This is a genomic window from Campylobacter sp. CFSAN093226, assembly GCF_012897595.1.
Classification (GTDB): Bacteria; Campylobacterota; Campylobacteria; order Campylobacterales; family Campylobacteraceae; genus Campylobacter_D; species Campylobacter_D jejuni.
In genome coordinates, this window is the sequence record NZ_CP040608.1 from 1,401,241 (window position 1) to 1,417,760 (window position 16,520).

A 16,520-nucleotide genomic window follows, 5' to 3' on the forward strand; every position below is an offset into this window, starting at 1 on the left:
GGAACACTTTTTGCTTGATCTATCATCAACAATAGATTAAAGGAAGAATCCATGAGAGTTTTAACGATATTTTTACTCTTTATGACAAGCATTTTTGCAGTGCAAATCAAGGATGTAGCAAATACTGTAGGTGTAAGAGATAACCAACTTATAGGTTATGGACTTGTTGTAGGGCTTAATGGAAGCGGCGATGGAACAAGCTCTAAATTTACACTACAATCTATCTCAAACCTTTTGCAAGGTATGAATATCAAAGTAGATCCTAATGATATCAAATCAAAAAATACCGCAGCTGTTATGGTTACAGCCAAACTTCCAGCCTTTGCAAAAAGCGGAGATAAACTTGATATTACCGTTTCATCTATGGGTGATGCAAAATCTTTACAAGGTGGAACACTTTTACTGACTGCACTTCGTGGGATTGATGGTGAAATTTATGCTATAGCACAAGGCTCTATCTCAACAGGAGGTTTAACACCTAGACCAGGAGGAACAGGTTCTCACTCAACTGCTGCAACTGTAATGGGCGGAGCTAATGTAGAAAGAGAAATTCCACAAAATTTTAGCCAAAACAATGATCTAACCTTAAGTTTAAAAGTAGCGGATTTTAAAACCGCAAACAATATAGAAAGAGTTTTAAATACTGTCTTTGGCGAAGAAGTAGCTAAAGCCATCGACTCTCGCACAGTAAAACTCAAAAAACCTGAAGATCTTTCAAATGTTGATTTTATGGCAAGAGTTTTAGAACAAGATATAGCTTATAAACCACAAAGCAAAGTTATCATCGATGAAAGAACAGGAACAGTGATTGCTGGAGTTGATGTAGAGGTAGAACCTGTTTTAATCACTCATAAAGATATCACTATAAAAATAGATCCAAACAATAACACAGTAGCTAATCAAAATGAAATCGATATGAAAGATGGTGGTTTTGTAGATCCAAGTTCAAATACCTTAAGAATCAACAATGCAAAAAGCACAGTTGCAAATATAGCTAGAATGCTTAACAAACTTGGAGCAACCCCAAATGACATTATTGCTATTATGGAAAATTTAAAGCGCGCAGGTGCAATTAACGCGGATTTGGAGATCATCTAATGAAAGTGGATAATTTTTTAAATACTTATAGTATGAATAGCGCTTTACTTGATCGTGCAGCCAAAGCAAGAAGTTTAGAATCAAGCATCAAAATAAATGACAATGATATAGTTACAAAGAGCAAAGAAGATAAAGCCTTAAAAGAACAAACCAATGCTTTTGAGGCATTTTTTTTAAAGCAAGTTTTAGATGTATCTTTAAAAAGTCAAAATTCACTCTTTGGAAAAGATGCCAGCGATGAAATATACTCTTCCATGTATAATGATACCATGAGTAAAGCTTTAAGTGGAGGTATGGGTTTTTCAAAATTATTATACGATTTTTTAAAAGAAAGGGGTTAAGTTTTTTAAATTTAGGTCGATATGGTTTGTAGAGGATTATAACTAAGATCAAGGAGGCAGAAATGATCAATCCTATACAACAAAGTTATGTGGCAAATACCGCATTAAATACAAATAGAATAGATAAAGAAACTAAAACAAACGATACTCAAAAAACGGAAAATGATAAAGCGAGTAAAATCGCAGAGCAGATTAAAAACGGTACTTATAAAATCGATACAAAAGCTACAGCTGCTGCGATTGCTGACTCTTTAATCTAAAACTTTCATTCTCCTTTTTTTTGAGAGAGAAAAGGAGAAAATATGCTTAAACAAAGACTTGATGAAGTAAATGCTATCTTAGCAAAACTTATTGCTTTAACCGAAGAAGATATAGAAAATATCAAAGTGGCTAAACATGAGAGTGTAACGCCAAGTGTAGAAGAAAAAAACAAACTTATCGCGGAATTTATTACAGCTAAAAAACAACTTGATGTTGCCTTGGTTGAGCTAAATAATAGCTCTACAAAAGGGCTTAGTGAACTCTTAGATGATGAAGATAAACAAAAACTAGATCTACTTAAAAAAAATCTTCAAAACCTTCATAGTAAAAACAAAGAGTATGCTAAATTTGTTCTTATTGTCAAAGATTTTCTTGATGGCTTAGTAAATAAAATGTTTGATATCAATGATGGAACAAATAATGCTTATGGAGATAAAAAGACAAATCCAGAGTCAATTTTCAAGATCAATGTATAAGGATTTATAATGGGTATTTTTGGAACATTATACACAGGTGTTACAGGCTTAAAGGCAAGCGAAGTTCAAATCGCAACAACTGGAAATAATATCTCAAATGCTAATGCAACTTTTTATACACGCCAAAGAGTGGTGCAAACTACAAATGGATATATTACAACAGGTGGAGTTCAAGTAGGCACAGGAACTGCTGTAGAAAGTATAGTGCGTTTGCATGATGAGTATTCTTACTATAAATTAAAAGGTGCATCTACTCAACTAGAATATACTAAATATATGGCTTCCACTTTACAAGAAATTGCGCAGCGTTTTCCCGACTTACAAAATACTGGAATTTTGCAAGATTTAGAAAATTATAACAAAGCTTGGAATGATTTTGCATCTAACCCCAACGAAAATGCCACAAAAATAGCCCTTGTAAAAGCTTCTCAGACCTTAACAGAAAGCGTTAATAACACTTTTGCAACCTTAGATAAAATCCAAAAAAAAGTAAATGATGATATTAAAAATACAGTTGATGAGATTAATAGAATTGGTGAAGAAATTGCTACTATAAATAAACAAATTTATGGACAAGAAGCCTTACCAACAGAACACGCAAATGAACTTAGGGATAGAAGAGATGAACTTGAGCTTACTCTTTCAAAGCTAGTTAGTGCAGTTGCAAGCAAAAATGAAATCAATCAAGACAATCGCCTTGATACAACCATCACTGATCCAGGACATCAATACAATCTAAGTATAGAAGGTTTTAGTATAGTAGATGGAATAAATTTTCATCCTTTAAAGCTTGATTATGATGATAAAAATAAATCTTATAGCATTTATTATGAAACTCCTGATGAAAAAGTTCGCGATCTTACTGCAAAAATTAGCGGTGGACAGCTTGGTGCTCAACTTGACTTACGCGGTAGAAACTATAGCAAAAGCGAAGGAAAATATGAAGATGGAATTATCCAAGGTTATATGGATTCTTTAGATACTTTTGCTAAGACCATGATCAATGAAACTAACAATCTTTATGCAAGTTCTGCGAAAAGTTCTGTTACTTCTGATTATCTATCTGGGCTTAAGGGAGATATTCCTTTAGTTAATTACGATAGAACCATACAACCAGGAAGTTTTGATATAGTCATTTATGATGATAAAGGCGATAAAAAACTCACCAAAACCATCACCATAGATGTAAATACAACCATGAATGATATCATGCGCCAAATCAATGCTAATACAGATGATAATGACAATAAAAATTCAAACGATGATGTTGATGATCATATCAATGCAAGTTTTAGCTACGATGCAAAAACTGGAGATGGTTTATTTCAAATCAATGCAAAATCAGGTTTTAAGGTAGCCATTGAAGATAAGGGCACAAATTTCGCAGGTGCGTTTAGCATAGGTGGTTTTTTCAGCGGAACTGATGCAAGTGACATGAAAGTAAAAGATTCCATCTTAAATGATCCAAGTACAGTAAGAGCAAGCTCAAATGGAGTTGATAGTGGTAATGACATGGCAAATAAAATCATCCAACTTCAATATAAAAAAGTTAATTTTTATAATGAAGATGGCACTATCGATAATCTTACTATGGAAGAATATTACCGCAAACTTACAGGTAAAATAGCCTCAGATGGTGAAAATAACAATGTCGTCAATTCAAGCAATGAAACTCTTTATAATTCTGTTTATAGCGAGTACCAATCTAAAAGTGGCGTAAATACAAATGAAGAATTAGCCGCCCTTATACAATATCAATCAAGTTACGGTGCAGCAGCAAAAATCGTCTCAACCGTAGATCAAATGCTTGATACCTTACTAGGGCTTAAATCTTAAGCTCTAGTAATATCAAATGAAAAATTTTATCCATCTTAAAGCTAAGCTCGATTTTTTAGCCAATCAAAAAAATACCAATCATTCCCTTTTTGAAACTCCAGATCCTTTGCAAATTGCTAAAATTCACAATGATGAATTTATTGCCTTAATTTGTGCTTTATTTGCCTATGGAAATGCTAAAAATATAGTAAATTTTCTAAAGAAACTTGATTTTTCTTTATTAAACCTTCAAGAAAAACAAATAAAAAAAGAACTTAAAAATTTAAAATACCGCTTCCAAAATGAAAAAGATATACAAGAAATTTTTATCACTCTTTCAAGGCTGAAAAATGAAATTTCACTCTACGAACTTTTTTATCAAGCCTATCAAGAAAGAGAAAATACCACAGATGCCATCTTAGCTTTTATGCAAAAAATCAAAACCTTAAATTCATATTCAAGTTATGGATATGATTTTTTCTTTGGAAAAATTTGGCAAAACACCCCTACTTCACCTCTTAAACGCTATAATATGTATCTAAGATGGATGGTTAGAAAAGATGAACTTGATCTTGGACTTTTTACCAAAATTCACACCAAAGATCTTTTAATTCCACTTGATACACATGCACATAAAATTTCCTTGACTTTAGGACTTCTAAAGCGTAAAATATATGATTATAAAAGTGTTTTAGAACTCACACAAAATTTAAAAAAATTAGATGCAAATGATCCCATAAAATATGACTTTGCACTCTATCGTTTAGGGCAAAGTAAGGAAATTGACAAATTTAAGGAGTGAAGAATGGGTTTTGAGCACTTAAATACGATTTATTATTTCATACTTTTTTTTGTAGCTCTTTTTGCTGGTTTTATAGATTCTATTGTAGGTGGAGGAGGGCTTATTACTCTACCAGCACTCATAGCCTGTGGAATTCCTGCGCATTTATCCTTAGCAACAAACAAACTCCAAAGCGTCTTTGGTTCTTTTACGGCTACTTTAACTTATTTTAAATCCACCACTCTACCTCGTCTTGCTTGGGGTGTTTTTTTCACAGCCTTAGGAGCAGCTATAGGAAGTTATAGTGTTCTTTTTGTAAAAGATGAGCAATTAAAGCTTATTATCTTAATCTTTTTAACTCTTACCTTCTTATATACAGCCTTACGTCCCAACTTAGGCAAACACGAAAGCGAACCTAAAATAAAAAATATCAAAATTTTTCATTTAATTTGTGGCTTAACTTTAGGATTTTATGATGGATTTTTAGGGCCTGGAACGGGTTCATTTTGGATTTTTGCTTGTGTGATGCTACTAGGTTTTAATATGAGAAAAGCGAGCATTAATACTAAAATTTTAAATTTCACAAGCAACATCATTGCTCTTGCTATATTTTTATGGCAATATGAACTTTTATGGGCTGTAGGTTTGCTTATGGGTGTAGGACAAGTTTTAGGAGCTTATTTAGGCTCAAAACTTGTATTAAAAACTAATGGAAAGTTTATAAAAACTTTATTTTTAATCGTTGTAGGAGCTACTATTATTAAAGTAGCTTGGGATTATTTTAGTTAAAATTGACCCCTGAGCTAAGCTCCCACATAGGTAAAAATATACCTAAAGCCAAAAACAAAACTAAAAGCGCTACAAATAAAGTCATCATAGGCTCTAAAAAAATCAAAAATCTATCCATCAAATTTTCGCTTTTTTGTTGATAATATTTGGCAATTTCTTCACTTAATACTTCAAGTCTTCCACTTTTCATCGCAACACTAAGCATAGAAAACACCAAAGAATCAAAAATATCAATCTTTTTAAAAGCCTGACTTAACTCAAGACCAGAATCTATAAAACTAAAAAGTTTTTTATACTGAAAAATTAAAAATTTATTTTCAAGCCCTATAATAGCTAAATCAAAAGCTTTAGATATTGAAATTCCATTTTTTAAAAGCAAAGAAAAAACCATAAAAAAATAATAATTTTGATTATAAATAATCAAACGAGAAATCAAAGGTACTTTTAAAAATAAAAAATCGCAAGAAAAAGCAAAAGAATGAAAATTTTTATAAGCTAAAATAAGCATAACAATAAAAATAACAAACAAAAATATGCAAAAAATTCCATAGTCATCTAAAAAATTATAAATTTCTAACATTACATGCGTGATAAAAGGCAAACTCGCGCCTAAATTTTCAAATAAATCTTTAAAATTAGGCACTACAAAAAGCATTAAAAACAAAAATGCTCCGATAATACTTAAAAAAACCAAAGTAGGATATCTAAAAGCCTTTTTTAATTGTTTTTGACTCTCTAAGCTTTTTTCTCGAAGTTTAGAAATTTGACTAAACACTTCACTGATTTTTCCTGTCTTTTCAGCCGTTTTAATCAAAGCTAACTCCGCACGATTTAATCCAAAATTAGCATTTTCAAAAGCTTGATTTAGATTTTGGGCTAAAATTAAATTGTCTAATATTTTTTTCATAATCTTGCAAGAATGCATAAAATATAATTCTCTAATCGCTTCTTGAACACTTAATCCAACTTCACACAACAAAGCTAGCTCTTTAAAAAAGAGTATAAAATTTTCATCCTTTAATCTCTGAAAATTAGATTTTTGAATTTCTTTTATATCAATGATTTTCCAATTCTTTGATAAGGCTTTTGCTTGTGCTGTATTTAAATTTTCAGCTTTTATAGTTTTTGTATAATTTTGATTGTTTTTAAGAAATTCTACTTCATAAAATTTCATCTTACAACCCTTAAAAGCTCATCTATACTTGTAAGACCTTCTTTGGCTTTTTTTAAACCTTGTTCAAACATAGTTTGAAAGCCATATTTTTTTGCAAGCTCCATTAAAATCGTTTTATCTTGATTTTCCCTAATTGCACAAGCTAAATCTTCATTGATCTCTAAGCACTCAGCGATTAATTCTCTGCCAAAAAATCCACTATGATGACAACGCTCACATCCTTTTGGTTCAAAAAATTCACCTTCAAATTCAATATAATGTTTTTTGCTTTTTTGCTTACACCAAGGACAAAGTTTTCTAACCAAACGCTGTGCTATAACAAGACTCAAAGCCGATGCTATCAAGTAACTTTTTGCTTGCATATCCAAAAGCCTATCAATGGTACTAAGAGCATCATTAGTATGCAAGGTGCTTAAAAGCAAATGACCTGTTAAAGAAGCTTTAAGTGCAATATCTAAACTTTCTTCATCGCGAATTTCTCCTATCATGATAATATCAGGATCTTGCCTTAAAATTGCTCTTAAAACACTATTAAACTCGACTCCAACTTTTGAATTGAGCAAAATTTGCTGCACTAAAGGAATTTTATATTCTATAGGATCTTCTGCGGAAATAATCTTTTTTTCAATACTTTTCAACTCATTTAAACACGCGTATAAAGTTGTGCTTTTACCACTACCTGTAGGACCGGTTAATAAAATCATTCCATTGGGACGATGTAAAATCTTTTTTAAAATTTCTAAATTTTTATTTCCAAGATTTAGTTTATACAAATCCAAAATTTCTTTATCATGTTTTAAAATTCTTATAACAACACTTTCGCCATAAATCAAAGGCAAACATGAAACACGAAAATCATATCTTTCATTTTCAAAATCTAATTCAAAACTTCCATCTTGTGTTTTTCTTGATTCAGCTAAATTCAAACAAGCTAAAAATTTGACATGAAAAACCAAAGCTTCATAAATATCCTTCTCAAAAATAGCAAATTCACGCAAAATTCCATCAACCCTAAACCTAATCAAAGCATCATTATTTCTTGCCTCTATATGAATATCACTCGCATGAAAAGATAAAATTTCATGTAATAAAAAATCAAAAATTTGACTGATGCAACTTTGGTCATCTCTTTTGTGATTTTCTTGCCATTCAAGTCTAAGCTTAATGCTTAATCTTTTAATCTCCTCTTGAATGCGAATTTGATTTAAAATTTTAGCTATCTTTAATTCATCGGCAATTGCAGTGTCGATTTTTTCACAAATCATAAAAGTCTTAACTTGCTCTAAAAGCTCTAAAGAACAAGGTTTGGATCTAATAATCATAAAGCCGTCATTGTTTTTAATAAGCAGAAATTTAAATTTTAAAAGTAAAGAAAAAGGTATACCTTCATAAATAAAATCATTATCTTCATCTAAATCAACAAAATGTAAATTACAAAAATTTGCTAATTTGTTAAAAAAATCCCAAGAAGTGATATTAAATTTAGTGCAAATTTCATCAAGACTTATTTCATTATCAATATAAGCTTGAAAAATTTTATCCATTCTACTTTCCATCTAATTCCATTAAACCATAATAATTTATATAAGCATCTAAAGCACTTTGAGCTTCTTTTTCTTCACCTAAAGCTCTTTTAGCCTGAGCAAAAATCAGCCAAGAATCTTGTTTTTGCTTGTCAAGTTCATTGGCTTTTAAAGCCCAAAATATTGTCTTTTGATAAGCTTTAATATCAAAATACTTCTTAGCTAAATTTAATGCCTTTTCATAGCTTGGATTTTGATAAAAAGATTTTTTTAAATCAGAAATATTTAAAATTTTAGAATCAATTTCTATCTTGCTAATATGTGTATTTTCCTGCACCGCTTTAACTTCTTCTAGTTCTTTATATAACTTTTCCCTAGAAATCTTATTTTTTTCTTGTAAAATTTGCGCTTGAAGAATCTTTTGCTCCAAATGCTTTTTATGTTCAATAGCCTGCAAATAAATATTTTTTTGCTTATTATATTTTTGCATTAGCACAAAAAAACAAAATGCTATTACTGATATTAGAATAATTAATAATAAATATTTTAAATATTTTTTAAGTAAAAAGTATTTATACCTAAGCTCAAGCTCTTTAATTCTTTCTTGCATATCTTACCTTAATAAGCCATTCTCTAAAGCACTAAGCTTTAAAATATACTCTTGACTTTTGTTTTTATCAAAAAAACTATTTATCTCATAAAAACTTTTTAAAGTTTTATCAATATATCTTAAATTTCCTTGAGAAATTTTTTGTAAAAACTTAAGACATTTATTTGAAAAATTCATTCCAAATTTCAATTTAATATAATCATCAAGTTCTAAAAGACTAATATTTTTCAATTTAAAACAAGCACTTAAACGACTTTTAAAATGCTCTTTTTTAAGTATATTTAACTTTTTATGAGAACTTAAAACAAAACTTATAGAATCACTATAAATCCTGATGCTTTCTAGCATTGCATAATCATACATTCCCACTTCATCAAGAATGATTAAACTCTGACCTTGTGAAATCAAAAACTCAATTTTTTCTTTTAAGAAACTCTGATCTTTAAAATTTTCATTAATAAAATCAACATTATATTTTTTTGCCAATCTTTGCAACAATACACTTTTACCACTACCACTTTTTCCCCATAAAAAAATAAAAGCTTTTTGGCTTTCTAAAATTTGATTGATTTGATGAAAAATTTCTTCTCTAAATGGAATAATTTTACTCATAATGCTTAAATCCTAGATCTTTAAGACTTGGAGCATTTACGCTATCTACTATACTTGGAGTGATAATAAAAACGATTTCGGTTGCTTTAGAATTTAAAACTTCTCCTTTAAACAAAGAACCTAGGATTGGAATTTTTGATAGAAAATTGATAGAATTTTTCTCATTAGATTTATCGTGAGAAATCAATCCGCCTAAAATTAAAGTTTGATTATTCTCTACTTGCACAACACTAGAAAGCTTTTTTTGTATGGTATCAGGAGCAATAGTTCTTGGTTCTTTTTGTCGTTTATTATCTTCTGGATACTTAAAATCACTTAAGCTTGGATTAATCCTAAGCATTATTTTTCCATCATCAGAAATTTCAGGCAAGATATTGAGTAAAATGCCTACAAAAATAGAATAATTATTATAACTTTCACTAACAGTAGTCCCATTTTCAGTACCTTTAGAACTTTCTTTAACTTGATAATTTATAGTATCGCCTACAGAAATAATGGCTTGTTGGTTATTTAAAGCCATAAGCTTTGGATTAGAAAGCACGCTAGTTTTTCCATTTTGAGAAAGAAAGTTAATAATAGAATCAAAATTTAAATTCGCCCTTAAACCCAAATTCTTAACAAAACCTTGCCCATTTTGAAACTGAATAAAAGAATTTTCATTATTTACTTGTGAATTTAAACCTATATTAAAATTTTGCCAATTAATCCCACTAGAATGGCTTTCATTTAAACTCACAGCAAGTATGCTAACATCGATAATAACTTGTTTTTTAAGACGATTTTCTAGTTTTTGCAAATAATTTTTCACACTTTTTAACTGAGAATTTGTTCCAGTTACTATAATAAGACCTGCATTGGGATTTATAATGGGAGTTTTAGCCTCATAATCTTCATGAGAATTTTTTAATAATACAATAATCTCTTTTTCTATATTTTGCCAAAAATCAAATTTTTCCATACTTTTAATCATGTTGTCTTCTGCATCATCAAAACTACCGCTATATTCACTTTGCCTTGGTTTAGCGTCTACAGACGCTTTAGTTATGCTTTGTCCTTCTCTGATAGAAGTGATATAACTTATCTTAAAAATCTTCGTATTAATGCCTGAAATTCTTAAAATTTTACCATCAAAATCATAGCTAAGATCATGCTCTTTGATAAAAAAATTAAAAATTTCGTCCAAACTCATTTGATGAATATTGACAGAGTTTTGCAATGTTTCTAATTTTTCTTTGGCAATTTTATCTTTAACAATAATACTGAAAGAACAATATTTTGCAAGCTCATCAAGACTTTCTTGTATGCTTAATTTTTCGTTAATACTGATATCAAAAAGACGCTTTTGACAATCTAAAGCATAAAGATAATGGCAAAAAAGAATGTTAATTAATATTAATCTTATCATTTTTATTTATTTGGATTGCAATTTCTAAATTATCATATTGGAATTTAATCTCTTTAGTATTTATTTCATATATTATAGCATCATCAATCATATCACCTTTTTTATACCATCGATCATAAATTTTTACTTTATCAAGCATAATTGCAGTAATTTTAATATGTCTTAATTTTTCAAAAGTAGGATTCACAAATGGGTTTTGAAGAGTATTAAAATTTATACGATTTTCTTTATCTATAAGTTTAAAATACTCTTCAAAATTATCTTGTGCAAACAAAGTGCTAAAACACAATGTAGCACTAAAAATATATTTTATCAGCTTTCGACCTCATTGCTATAATCAGCCATAGCAATACGCTTAAGCTGTCTATAGCGACGTTGAGCGTCTTTTTTATTGCGTTCAAAAAGCTCAGCAGCGTGTTCAGGATTTGCTTTTTTAAGTGAATTATAACGCACTTCATTCATCAAAAATTGCTCATATAAATCCCAATCAGGTTCTTTTCCTGTTAGAGTTAAAGGATTTTTTCCTTGCTCTTCTAAACGAGGATCAAAGGTATAAAGTGGCCAATAACCACATTTTGTAGCAAGCTCACCTTGCTCTCCTGAGTAACCCAGCCCACCTTTAATACCATGAGCTATACAAGGAGAATAACAAATCACCAAAGATGGTCCATCATAGGCCTCAGCTGCAGTGATAGCTTTGATAAGATGAGTATAATTTGCCGTTGAATTTACTTGTGCTACAAAAATATAACCATAAGTCATAGCAATTTGACCTAGATCTTTTTTCTGTATAGGTTTGCCTGCTGCTGCAAACTGTGCTACAGCTCCTGTTCTAGAAGATTTTGAACTTTGACCGCCTGTATTAGAATAAACTTCTGTATCAAGCACTAAAATATTTACATTTTCTCCACTTGCTAAAACATGATCAAGTCCGCCATAGCCTATATCATAAGCCCAACCATCACCACCAAAAATCCAGTGAGATTTTTTACTTAAATACTGTTTAAGCTCTAATATATCTTGTACAGCTTTAATATTTTTATTTTGCTCTAAAATAGGGATCATTTTATCTTTAATTTCCACAGACATAGCACCATTGTCTTTATTTGCAATCCAATCTTTAAAAAGAGCTGATAAAGCATTTGGAACTTCTTGCATACTTTCATTCATGATATGTTCAATGCGGTGTCTTGTATTTTCAGTTGCAATTTTCATACCCAAACCAAACTCAGCATTGTCTTCAAAAAGTGAATTTCCCCAAGCAGGACCGTGTCCATTTTTCACACTTTTTCTATAAGGAGTTGATGGAGCTGAACCCCCATAAATAGAACTACAACCTGTAGCATTAGCCACAATCATTCTTTCACCGAACAATCTTGTAATTAAAGTAATATAAGGAGTTTCCCCACATCCAGGACATGCCCCATGGAATTCAAATAAAGGTTGGGCAAATTGCGCTCCTTTTGTGGTTTCTTTATTTAAAATATCATCTTTATAAGTAATTTCTTTAAATAAATAATCCGCATTTTCTTGCTCACCAAAATCCATCTCTTCTTGAAGTGGTACCATAACCAAAGATTTTTCTTTAGTAGGACACTCATGAACACAAAGCTCACAGCCTGTACAATCAAGTGGAGAAACTTGAATTTTAAAGCTTAATTTTTCTCCTTTGGTTCCTTTAGCTTCTAAAGCATGATCTTTTACACCGCGAGGTGCATTTGCCATTTCTTCATCATTAATCAAAAATGGCCTGATAACAGCATGCGGACAAACTGAAGCACATTGATTGCATTGAATACAATTTGCCTCTATCCATCTTGGTACCATAACCCCAACACCGCGTTTTTCGTATTCGGTTGTGCCGTGTTCAAAACTTCCATCTTCATAACCTAAAAAGGCTGAAACAGGTAAATCATCACCCTTAGCCGCATTCATAGGTTTTACGATTTTTTCAACAAATTCAGTACCTTTATAGGCATTGGTTTGTTCTTTTTCTTTAAGCTCTAAATTTTTCCAATTTGGATCCACTTCAACTTTTACAAGTCCATCAGCACCCACATCAATAGCCTTGTAATTCATTTCTACAATAGCATCGCCTTTTTTACTATAAGATTTATACGCAAGCTCTTTCATGTATTTTTGTGCGTCTTCATAAGGAATGATTTTTGCAAGTTTGAAAAAGGCTGATTGCATAATGGTATTTGTACGATTTCCCAAACCTATATCACGAGCTAGTTTGGTTGCATTGATGATATAAAAATTTACTTCTTTTTCAGCTAAAGTTTTCTTTACTGCATCTGGAAGTTGTCTTATGGTTTCTTCAGCATTCCAAATACTATTTAAAAGGAAAGTTCCTCCTTTGCGAATTCCTGCTAAAACATCATAAATTTCCAAATAAGCCGCTACCGAACAAGCGATAAAATGCGGAGTTGAAACAAGATAAGTTGAACGGATAGGTTTTTTAGAAAATCTTAAATGGCTTCTTGTATAACCCCCTGATTTTTTAGAATCATAAGCAAAATAAGCTTGAGCGTAAAAATCCGTTTTATCTCCGATGATTTTAATCGAGTTTTTATTTGCACCCACAGTTCCATCAGCACCAAGTCCGTAAAATAAACATTCGATCGTACTTTCATCTCCAAGTGAAATTTTCTCTCCAGTACTCAGTGAAGTATGAGTTACATCATCAATTATACCTACAGTAAAGCCATCTTTTGGATTATCAAGTTTAAGATTTTCAAATACTGCTATCATTTGAGCAGGATCAACATCCTTTGAAGAAAGTCCGTATCTTCCACCCACTATAACAGGAGCATTTTCTCTTCCATAGAAAGCTGATTTTACATCAAGATAAAGTGGTTCTCCGAGACTTCCTGGTTCTTTGGTTCTATCTAAAACCGCGATTTTTTTCACTGATTTTGGCATAACATCAAAGAAATATTTTAAACTAAATGGGCGATAAAGATAAACTTTTAAAATCCCTACCTTTTCACCCTTGGCATTAAGATAGTCCACCACTTCTTCAAGTGCTTGAGTTACAGAACCCATAGCAACAATCACACACTCTGGCTCTTTGTGACCATAATAAGTAAATGGTTTGTATTCTCTACCTGTAATTTTTGAAATTTCTTGCATATATTCATTAACAACATCAGGTAAAGCATCGTAAAAACGATTGCTTACTTCTCTAGTTTGAAAATAAATATCATCATTTTGTGCTGTTCCACGTGTTTTTGGATTTTCTGGATTTAAAGCATTATTTCTAAATTCAAGCAAAGCTTCTCTATCTAATAATCTATCAAAATGCGCATAATCCATTACTTCAACTTTTTGAATTTCATGGCTTGTTCTAAAACCATCAAAAAAATGTAAAAATGGCACTCTTCCCTTAATTGCAGCTAAATGTGCTACACCAGCTAAGTCCATGGTTTCTTGCACAGAATGCGAACAAAGCATAGCAAAACCAATTTGTCTTGCTGCATAAATATCTTGATGATCACCAAAGATAGACAAAGCTTGAGCAGCCAAAGAACGCGCTGCTACATGGATTACACAGGGGAGTAATTGACCTGCTATTTTATACATATTTGGAATTTTAAGGAGTAATCCTTGAGAAGCCGTATAAGTTGTAGTCAAAGCCCCAGCTTGTAAAGATCCATGCACACTACCTGCAGCTCCTGCTTCACTTTGCATTTCTACGATTTTTACAGGAACTCCAAAAAGATTTTTTTTTCCTGCAGCTGCCCACATATCGGTATAATCAGCCATAGGAGAACTAGGTGTAATAGGATAAATTCCAGCAACTTCAGTAAAAGCATACGCAGCGTATGCAGCAGCCTCATTTCCGTCCATAGTTTTCATAATTTTACCCATTGAGACCTTCCTTTATATTGATAATTTTTATAATTTTTTAACTATCAATTTACTATAAATTCTCTTAAAAGGCGTTTAACGAAAACTTGAAATTAGTTTAATCTAGCTATATAATTAACAGCCTCATATGCATTTAAAAATACCATAGAATGAGCTTTTAATTCATTTTCATTGCCATAGCCACAAGTTAAGGCCAAAGGAGTGATATTAGCAGAAATTGCAGCTTGAATATCTAATATTGTATCGCCTATCATATAGGCATTTTCTTGAGTTTTATTGAGTCCTTTTAAGGCTAAAATTATAGGTTCGGAACTTGGCTTTGGATTTGTGACATCTTCAAGAGTAATTAAAGTTTTAAAGAATTTTTTAACTCCCAAATAATCAAGCAGAATCGGAGTAAATTTACCTCCTTTTGTTGTAACTATACCAAGATCTGCAATTTCGCTTCCAAGTTCTAATGCTTCTTTTGCTTTAGGCAAAAGAGTGGTTTGTTCTAAATAAATTTGTGCATAAATTTCACGATAAGCTAATACAAATTCTTTACTTAAATTTACTTTATCTGGATAAAGCATTCTAAACATTTGCTCTAAAGGATAACCTATGAGATTTTTGATTTCTTCATTATTTTTAGAAGTTAATCCAAGGGCTTTAAAAGCTCCTTGGAAAGAATTTAAAATAGCATCAGTAGAATCAATTAAAGTGCCATCTAAATCAAATAAAATAGTTTTATTCATTATCTTAAAATAAATTTAGCATCCACTCTTCTATTATCCGCTCTACCTTCTTTAGTGTCATTGCTTGAGCGAGGATTATCTTGACCATAACCTACTGTTTTGATGCGACTTTTTTCTACACCATATTTTTCAAGTTCATTAGCAACACTTTTAGCACGTCTTTCAGAAAGCTTTTGATTATAAGCTCTTGAACCGATATTATCTGTATGTCCTTCAAGAATAGTATCATATCTTTCATTTTCATCTAAAACTTTTGCAATTTCTTTGATTTTTTCTTGAAAAGTTGGATTTATAGTAGTTTTATCAAAACCAAAATGACCTTCCAAAGAAATAGTTTTTTCGCAACCATTTTCATCTAACAAAGCACCTTCTCTTGGTTCAACAGGACATTTTGCTTGTGGAGTTGCACGAGTATCAGCAACTTCTTCTACAGCTTTTTCCTTTTTGCCACCAAAACCAAAACTAATACCTAAAGTTGAAACCCAATTATGGTTTGCATGATTGAAATTAATTTGATCTCTAGTTTCAAGTCTTAAAGCCAAAGAATCACTAAGACGGAATTTTACACCCGCGCCATAATGTCCAAATCCACCGCTTTTATTATCATAAGCAGCATTTGAAAAATCCTCATATCCTCCACCTGCTAAACCATAGAAATAAAATTTCTCACCTACATCAATACCTTTAATAGCACTCAAATAAGTTCTTGTAATATCTGTAGTTTTATTTGTATTTGTATATTTAACATCAGAATAATGCTCTAACCCAAATTCTAATTGATCAAGCCAAAAATCGTCAAAATGATAACCAAGTCTAATCCCTGGTGCATAACGATTATCCATATCTAAATTACCTTCAAAGTAATTATAGTTTAAAGTTGGAGTGATTTCAAATTTTACATTGTTATCAGCACCAAATAAAACACTTGCCAAACCTAAACATAAGAATATTTTTTTCATAGAAAAAACCTTTCATTGTGTTATAAAATAAAAATTTAAATTTTGCAATTATAACATAAATGATAGAAA

16 protein-coding genes are annotated in these 16,520 nt (G+C 31.0%); 7 read left to right on the plus strand and 9 right to left on the minus strand.

What is annotated here, in order from left to right:
* The first annotated feature begins 51 nt into the window (after positions 1-51).
* The 7 genes from FBF02_RS07145 to FBF02_RS07175 all read left to right on the plus strand — a co-directional run bounded on the left by FBF02_RS07145 (position 52) and on the right by FBF02_RS07175 (position 5,561).
* A complete protein-coding gene (locus FBF02_RS07145; RefSeq protein WP_002858049.1) occupies positions 52-1,098 on the plus strand; it encodes a flagellar basal body P-ring protein FlgI in 1,047 nt (348 codons plus the stop codon).
* Positions 1,098-1,439 carry a hypothetical protein gene (locus FBF02_RS07150; protein WP_002851191.1) on the plus strand — a complete coding sequence of 114 codons (342 nt, stop codon included), beginning with the start codon at positions 1,098-1,100 and terminating at the stop codon, positions 1,437-1,439. The genes FBF02_RS07145 and FBF02_RS07150 overlap by 1 nt, the downstream gene beginning before the upstream one ends.
* A 62-nt stretch (positions 1,440-1,501) precedes the next feature.
* Entirely contained in the window at positions 1,502-1,699 is a 198-nt protein-coding gene (flgM, locus tag FBF02_RS07155; protein WP_002779262.1) for a flagellar biosynthesis anti-sigma factor FlgM, read from the plus strand.
* 42 nt (positions 1,700-1,741) lie between these two features.
* Positions 1,742-2,176, plus strand: a complete 435-nt coding sequence (locus FBF02_RS07160) for a flagellar protein FlgN (RefSeq protein ID WP_002779263.1) — start codon at positions 1,742-1,744, stop codon at positions 2,174-2,176.
* 9 nt (positions 2,177-2,185) lie between these two features.
* Complete coding sequence (gene flgK / locus FBF02_RS07165) at positions 2,186-4,012, plus strand: flagellar hook-associated protein FlgK (protein WP_002851396.1); 1,827 nt, start codon at positions 2,186-2,188, stop codon at positions 4,010-4,012.
* A gap of 16 nt (positions 4,013-4,028) precedes the next feature.
* On the plus strand, positions 4,029-4,793 hold the full coding sequence (locus FBF02_RS07170; protein WP_002851318.1) for a TIGR02757 family protein: 765 nt from the start codon (positions 4,029-4,031) through the stop codon (positions 4,791-4,793).
* Between the two features lie 3 nt (positions 4,794-4,796).
* Positions 4,797-5,561 carry a TSUP family transporter gene (locus tag FBF02_RS07175; RefSeq protein ID WP_002851426.1) on the plus strand — a complete coding sequence of 255 codons (765 nt, stop codon included), beginning with the start codon at positions 4,797-4,799 and terminating at the stop codon, positions 5,559-5,561.
* On the opposite strand, the gene FBF02_RS07180 is transcribed toward FBF02_RS07175, so the two are convergent.
* The 9 genes from FBF02_RS07180 to cadF all read right to left on the minus strand — a co-directional run bounded on the left by FBF02_RS07180 (position 5,554) and on the right by cadF (position 16,451).
* Positions 5,554-6,735 (minus strand): type II secretion system F family protein, encoded by a 1,182-nt coding sequence (locus tag FBF02_RS07180; protein ID WP_002851165.1) that lies wholly within the window; start codon positions 6,733-6,735, stop codon positions 5,554-5,556. The genes FBF02_RS07175 and FBF02_RS07180 overlap by 8 nt on opposite strands.
* Positions 6,732-8,291: a GspE/PulE family protein gene (locus FBF02_RS07185; RefSeq protein WP_002864463.1), complete on the minus strand. Its 1,560-nt coding sequence runs from the start codon at positions 8,289-8,291 to the stop codon at positions 6,732-6,734. The genes FBF02_RS07180 and FBF02_RS07185 overlap by 4 nt, the downstream gene beginning before the upstream one ends.
* Positions 8,281-8,868 carry a membrane protein gene (locus tag FBF02_RS07190; RefSeq protein ID WP_002851370.1) on the minus strand — a complete coding sequence of 196 codons (588 nt, stop codon included), beginning with the start codon at positions 8,866-8,868 and terminating at the stop codon, positions 8,281-8,283. The genes FBF02_RS07185 and FBF02_RS07190 overlap by 11 nt, the downstream gene beginning before the upstream one ends.
* Positions 8,869-8,871: 3 nt before the next feature.
* Positions 8,872-9,480 carry an ATP-binding protein gene (locus FBF02_RS07195; protein ID WP_002851464.1) on the minus strand — a complete coding sequence of 203 codons (609 nt, stop codon included), beginning with the start codon at positions 9,478-9,480 and terminating at the stop codon, positions 8,872-8,874.
* The gene (gene mshL / locus FBF02_RS07200) at positions 9,473-10,885 is read right to left on the minus strand and encodes a pilus (MSHA type) biogenesis protein MshL (protein ID WP_002862130.1); all 1,413 of its coding nucleotides are present in this window, start codon (positions 10,883-10,885) and stop codon (positions 9,473-9,475) included. The genes FBF02_RS07195 and mshL overlap by 8 nt, the downstream gene beginning before the upstream one ends.
* A complete protein-coding gene (locus FBF02_RS07205; protein WP_002855438.1) occupies positions 10,863-11,174 on the minus strand; it encodes a hypothetical protein in 312 nt (103 codons plus the stop codon). Before FBF02_RS07205 ends, mshL begins: the two co-directional genes overlap by 23 nt.
* Before the next feature lie 23 nt (positions 11,175-11,197).
* Positions 11,198-14,758 (minus strand): pyruvate:ferredoxin (flavodoxin) oxidoreductase, encoded by a 3,561-nt coding sequence (gene nifJ / locus FBF02_RS07210; RefSeq protein WP_002851382.1) that lies wholly within the window; start codon positions 14,756-14,758, stop codon positions 11,198-11,200.
* 92 nt (positions 14,759-14,850) lie between these two features.
* Positions 14,851-15,492, minus strand: coding sequence for an HAD family hydrolase (locus FBF02_RS07215; RefSeq protein WP_002851542.1), 642 nt, complete (start codon positions 15,490-15,492; stop codon positions 14,851-14,853).
* Complete coding sequence (gene cadF, locus FBF02_RS07220) at positions 15,492-16,451, minus strand: fibronectin-binding outer membrane protein CadF (RefSeq protein ID WP_002851185.1); 960 nt, start codon at positions 16,449-16,451, stop codon at positions 15,492-15,494. The genes FBF02_RS07215 and cadF overlap by 1 nt, the downstream gene beginning before the upstream one ends.
* Positions 16,452-16,520 lie beyond the last annotated feature (69 nt).

Bases quoted from the DNA above. Each gene is read 5' to 3' on its own strand.
- FBF02_RS07215 (WP_002851542.1), bottom strand. From the start codon at position 15,492: ATGAATAAAACTATTTTATTTGATTTAGATGGCACTTTAATTGATTCT.
- flgM (WP_002779262.1), top strand. From the start codon at position 1,502: ATGATCAATCCTATACAACAAAGTTATGTGGCAAATACCGCATTAAAT.
- FBF02_RS07190 (WP_002851370.1), bottom strand. From the start codon at position 8,868: ATGCAAGAAAGAATTAAAGAGCTTGAGCTTAGGTATAAATACTTTTTA.
- FBF02_RS07185 (WP_002864463.1), bottom strand. From the start codon at position 8,291: ATGGAAAGTAGAATGGATAAAATTTTTCAAGCTTATATTGATAATGAA.
- FBF02_RS07160 (WP_002779263.1), top strand. From the start codon at position 1,742: ATGCTTAAACAAAGACTTGATGAAGTAAATGCTATCTTAGCAAAACTT.
- mshL (WP_002862130.1), bottom strand. From the start codon at position 10,885: ATGATAAGATTAATATTAATTAACATTCTTTTTTGCCATTATCTTTAT.
- FBF02_RS07150 (WP_002851191.1), top strand. From the start codon at position 1,098: ATGAAAGTGGATAATTTTTTAAATACTTATAGTATGAATAGCGCTTTA.
- FBF02_RS07145 (WP_002858049.1), top strand. From the start codon at position 52: ATGAGAGTTTTAACGATATTTTTACTCTTTATGACAAGCATTTTTGCA.
- nifJ (WP_002851382.1), bottom strand. From the start codon at position 14,758: ATGGGTAAAATTATGAAAACTATGGACGGAAATGAGGCTGCTGCATAC.
- FBF02_RS07180 (WP_002851165.1), bottom strand. From the start codon at position 6,735: ATGAAATTTTATGAAGTAGAATTTCTTAAAAACAATCAAAATTATACA.
- FBF02_RS07175 (WP_002851426.1), top strand. From the start codon at position 4,797: ATGGGTTTTGAGCACTTAAATACGATTTATTATTTCATACTTTTTTTT.
- FBF02_RS07195 (WP_002851464.1), bottom strand. From the start codon at position 9,480: ATGAGTAAAATTATTCCATTTAGAGAAGAAATTTTTCATCAAATCAAT.
- flgK (WP_002851396.1), top strand. From the start codon at position 2,186: ATGGGTATTTTTGGAACATTATACACAGGTGTTACAGGCTTAAAGGCA.
- cadF (WP_002851185.1), bottom strand. From the start codon at position 16,451: ATGAAAAAAATATTCTTATGTTTAGGTTTGGCAAGTGTTTTATTTGGT.
- FBF02_RS07170 (WP_002851318.1), top strand. From the start codon at position 4,029: ATGAAAAATTTTATCCATCTTAAAGCTAAGCTCGATTTTTTAGCCAAT.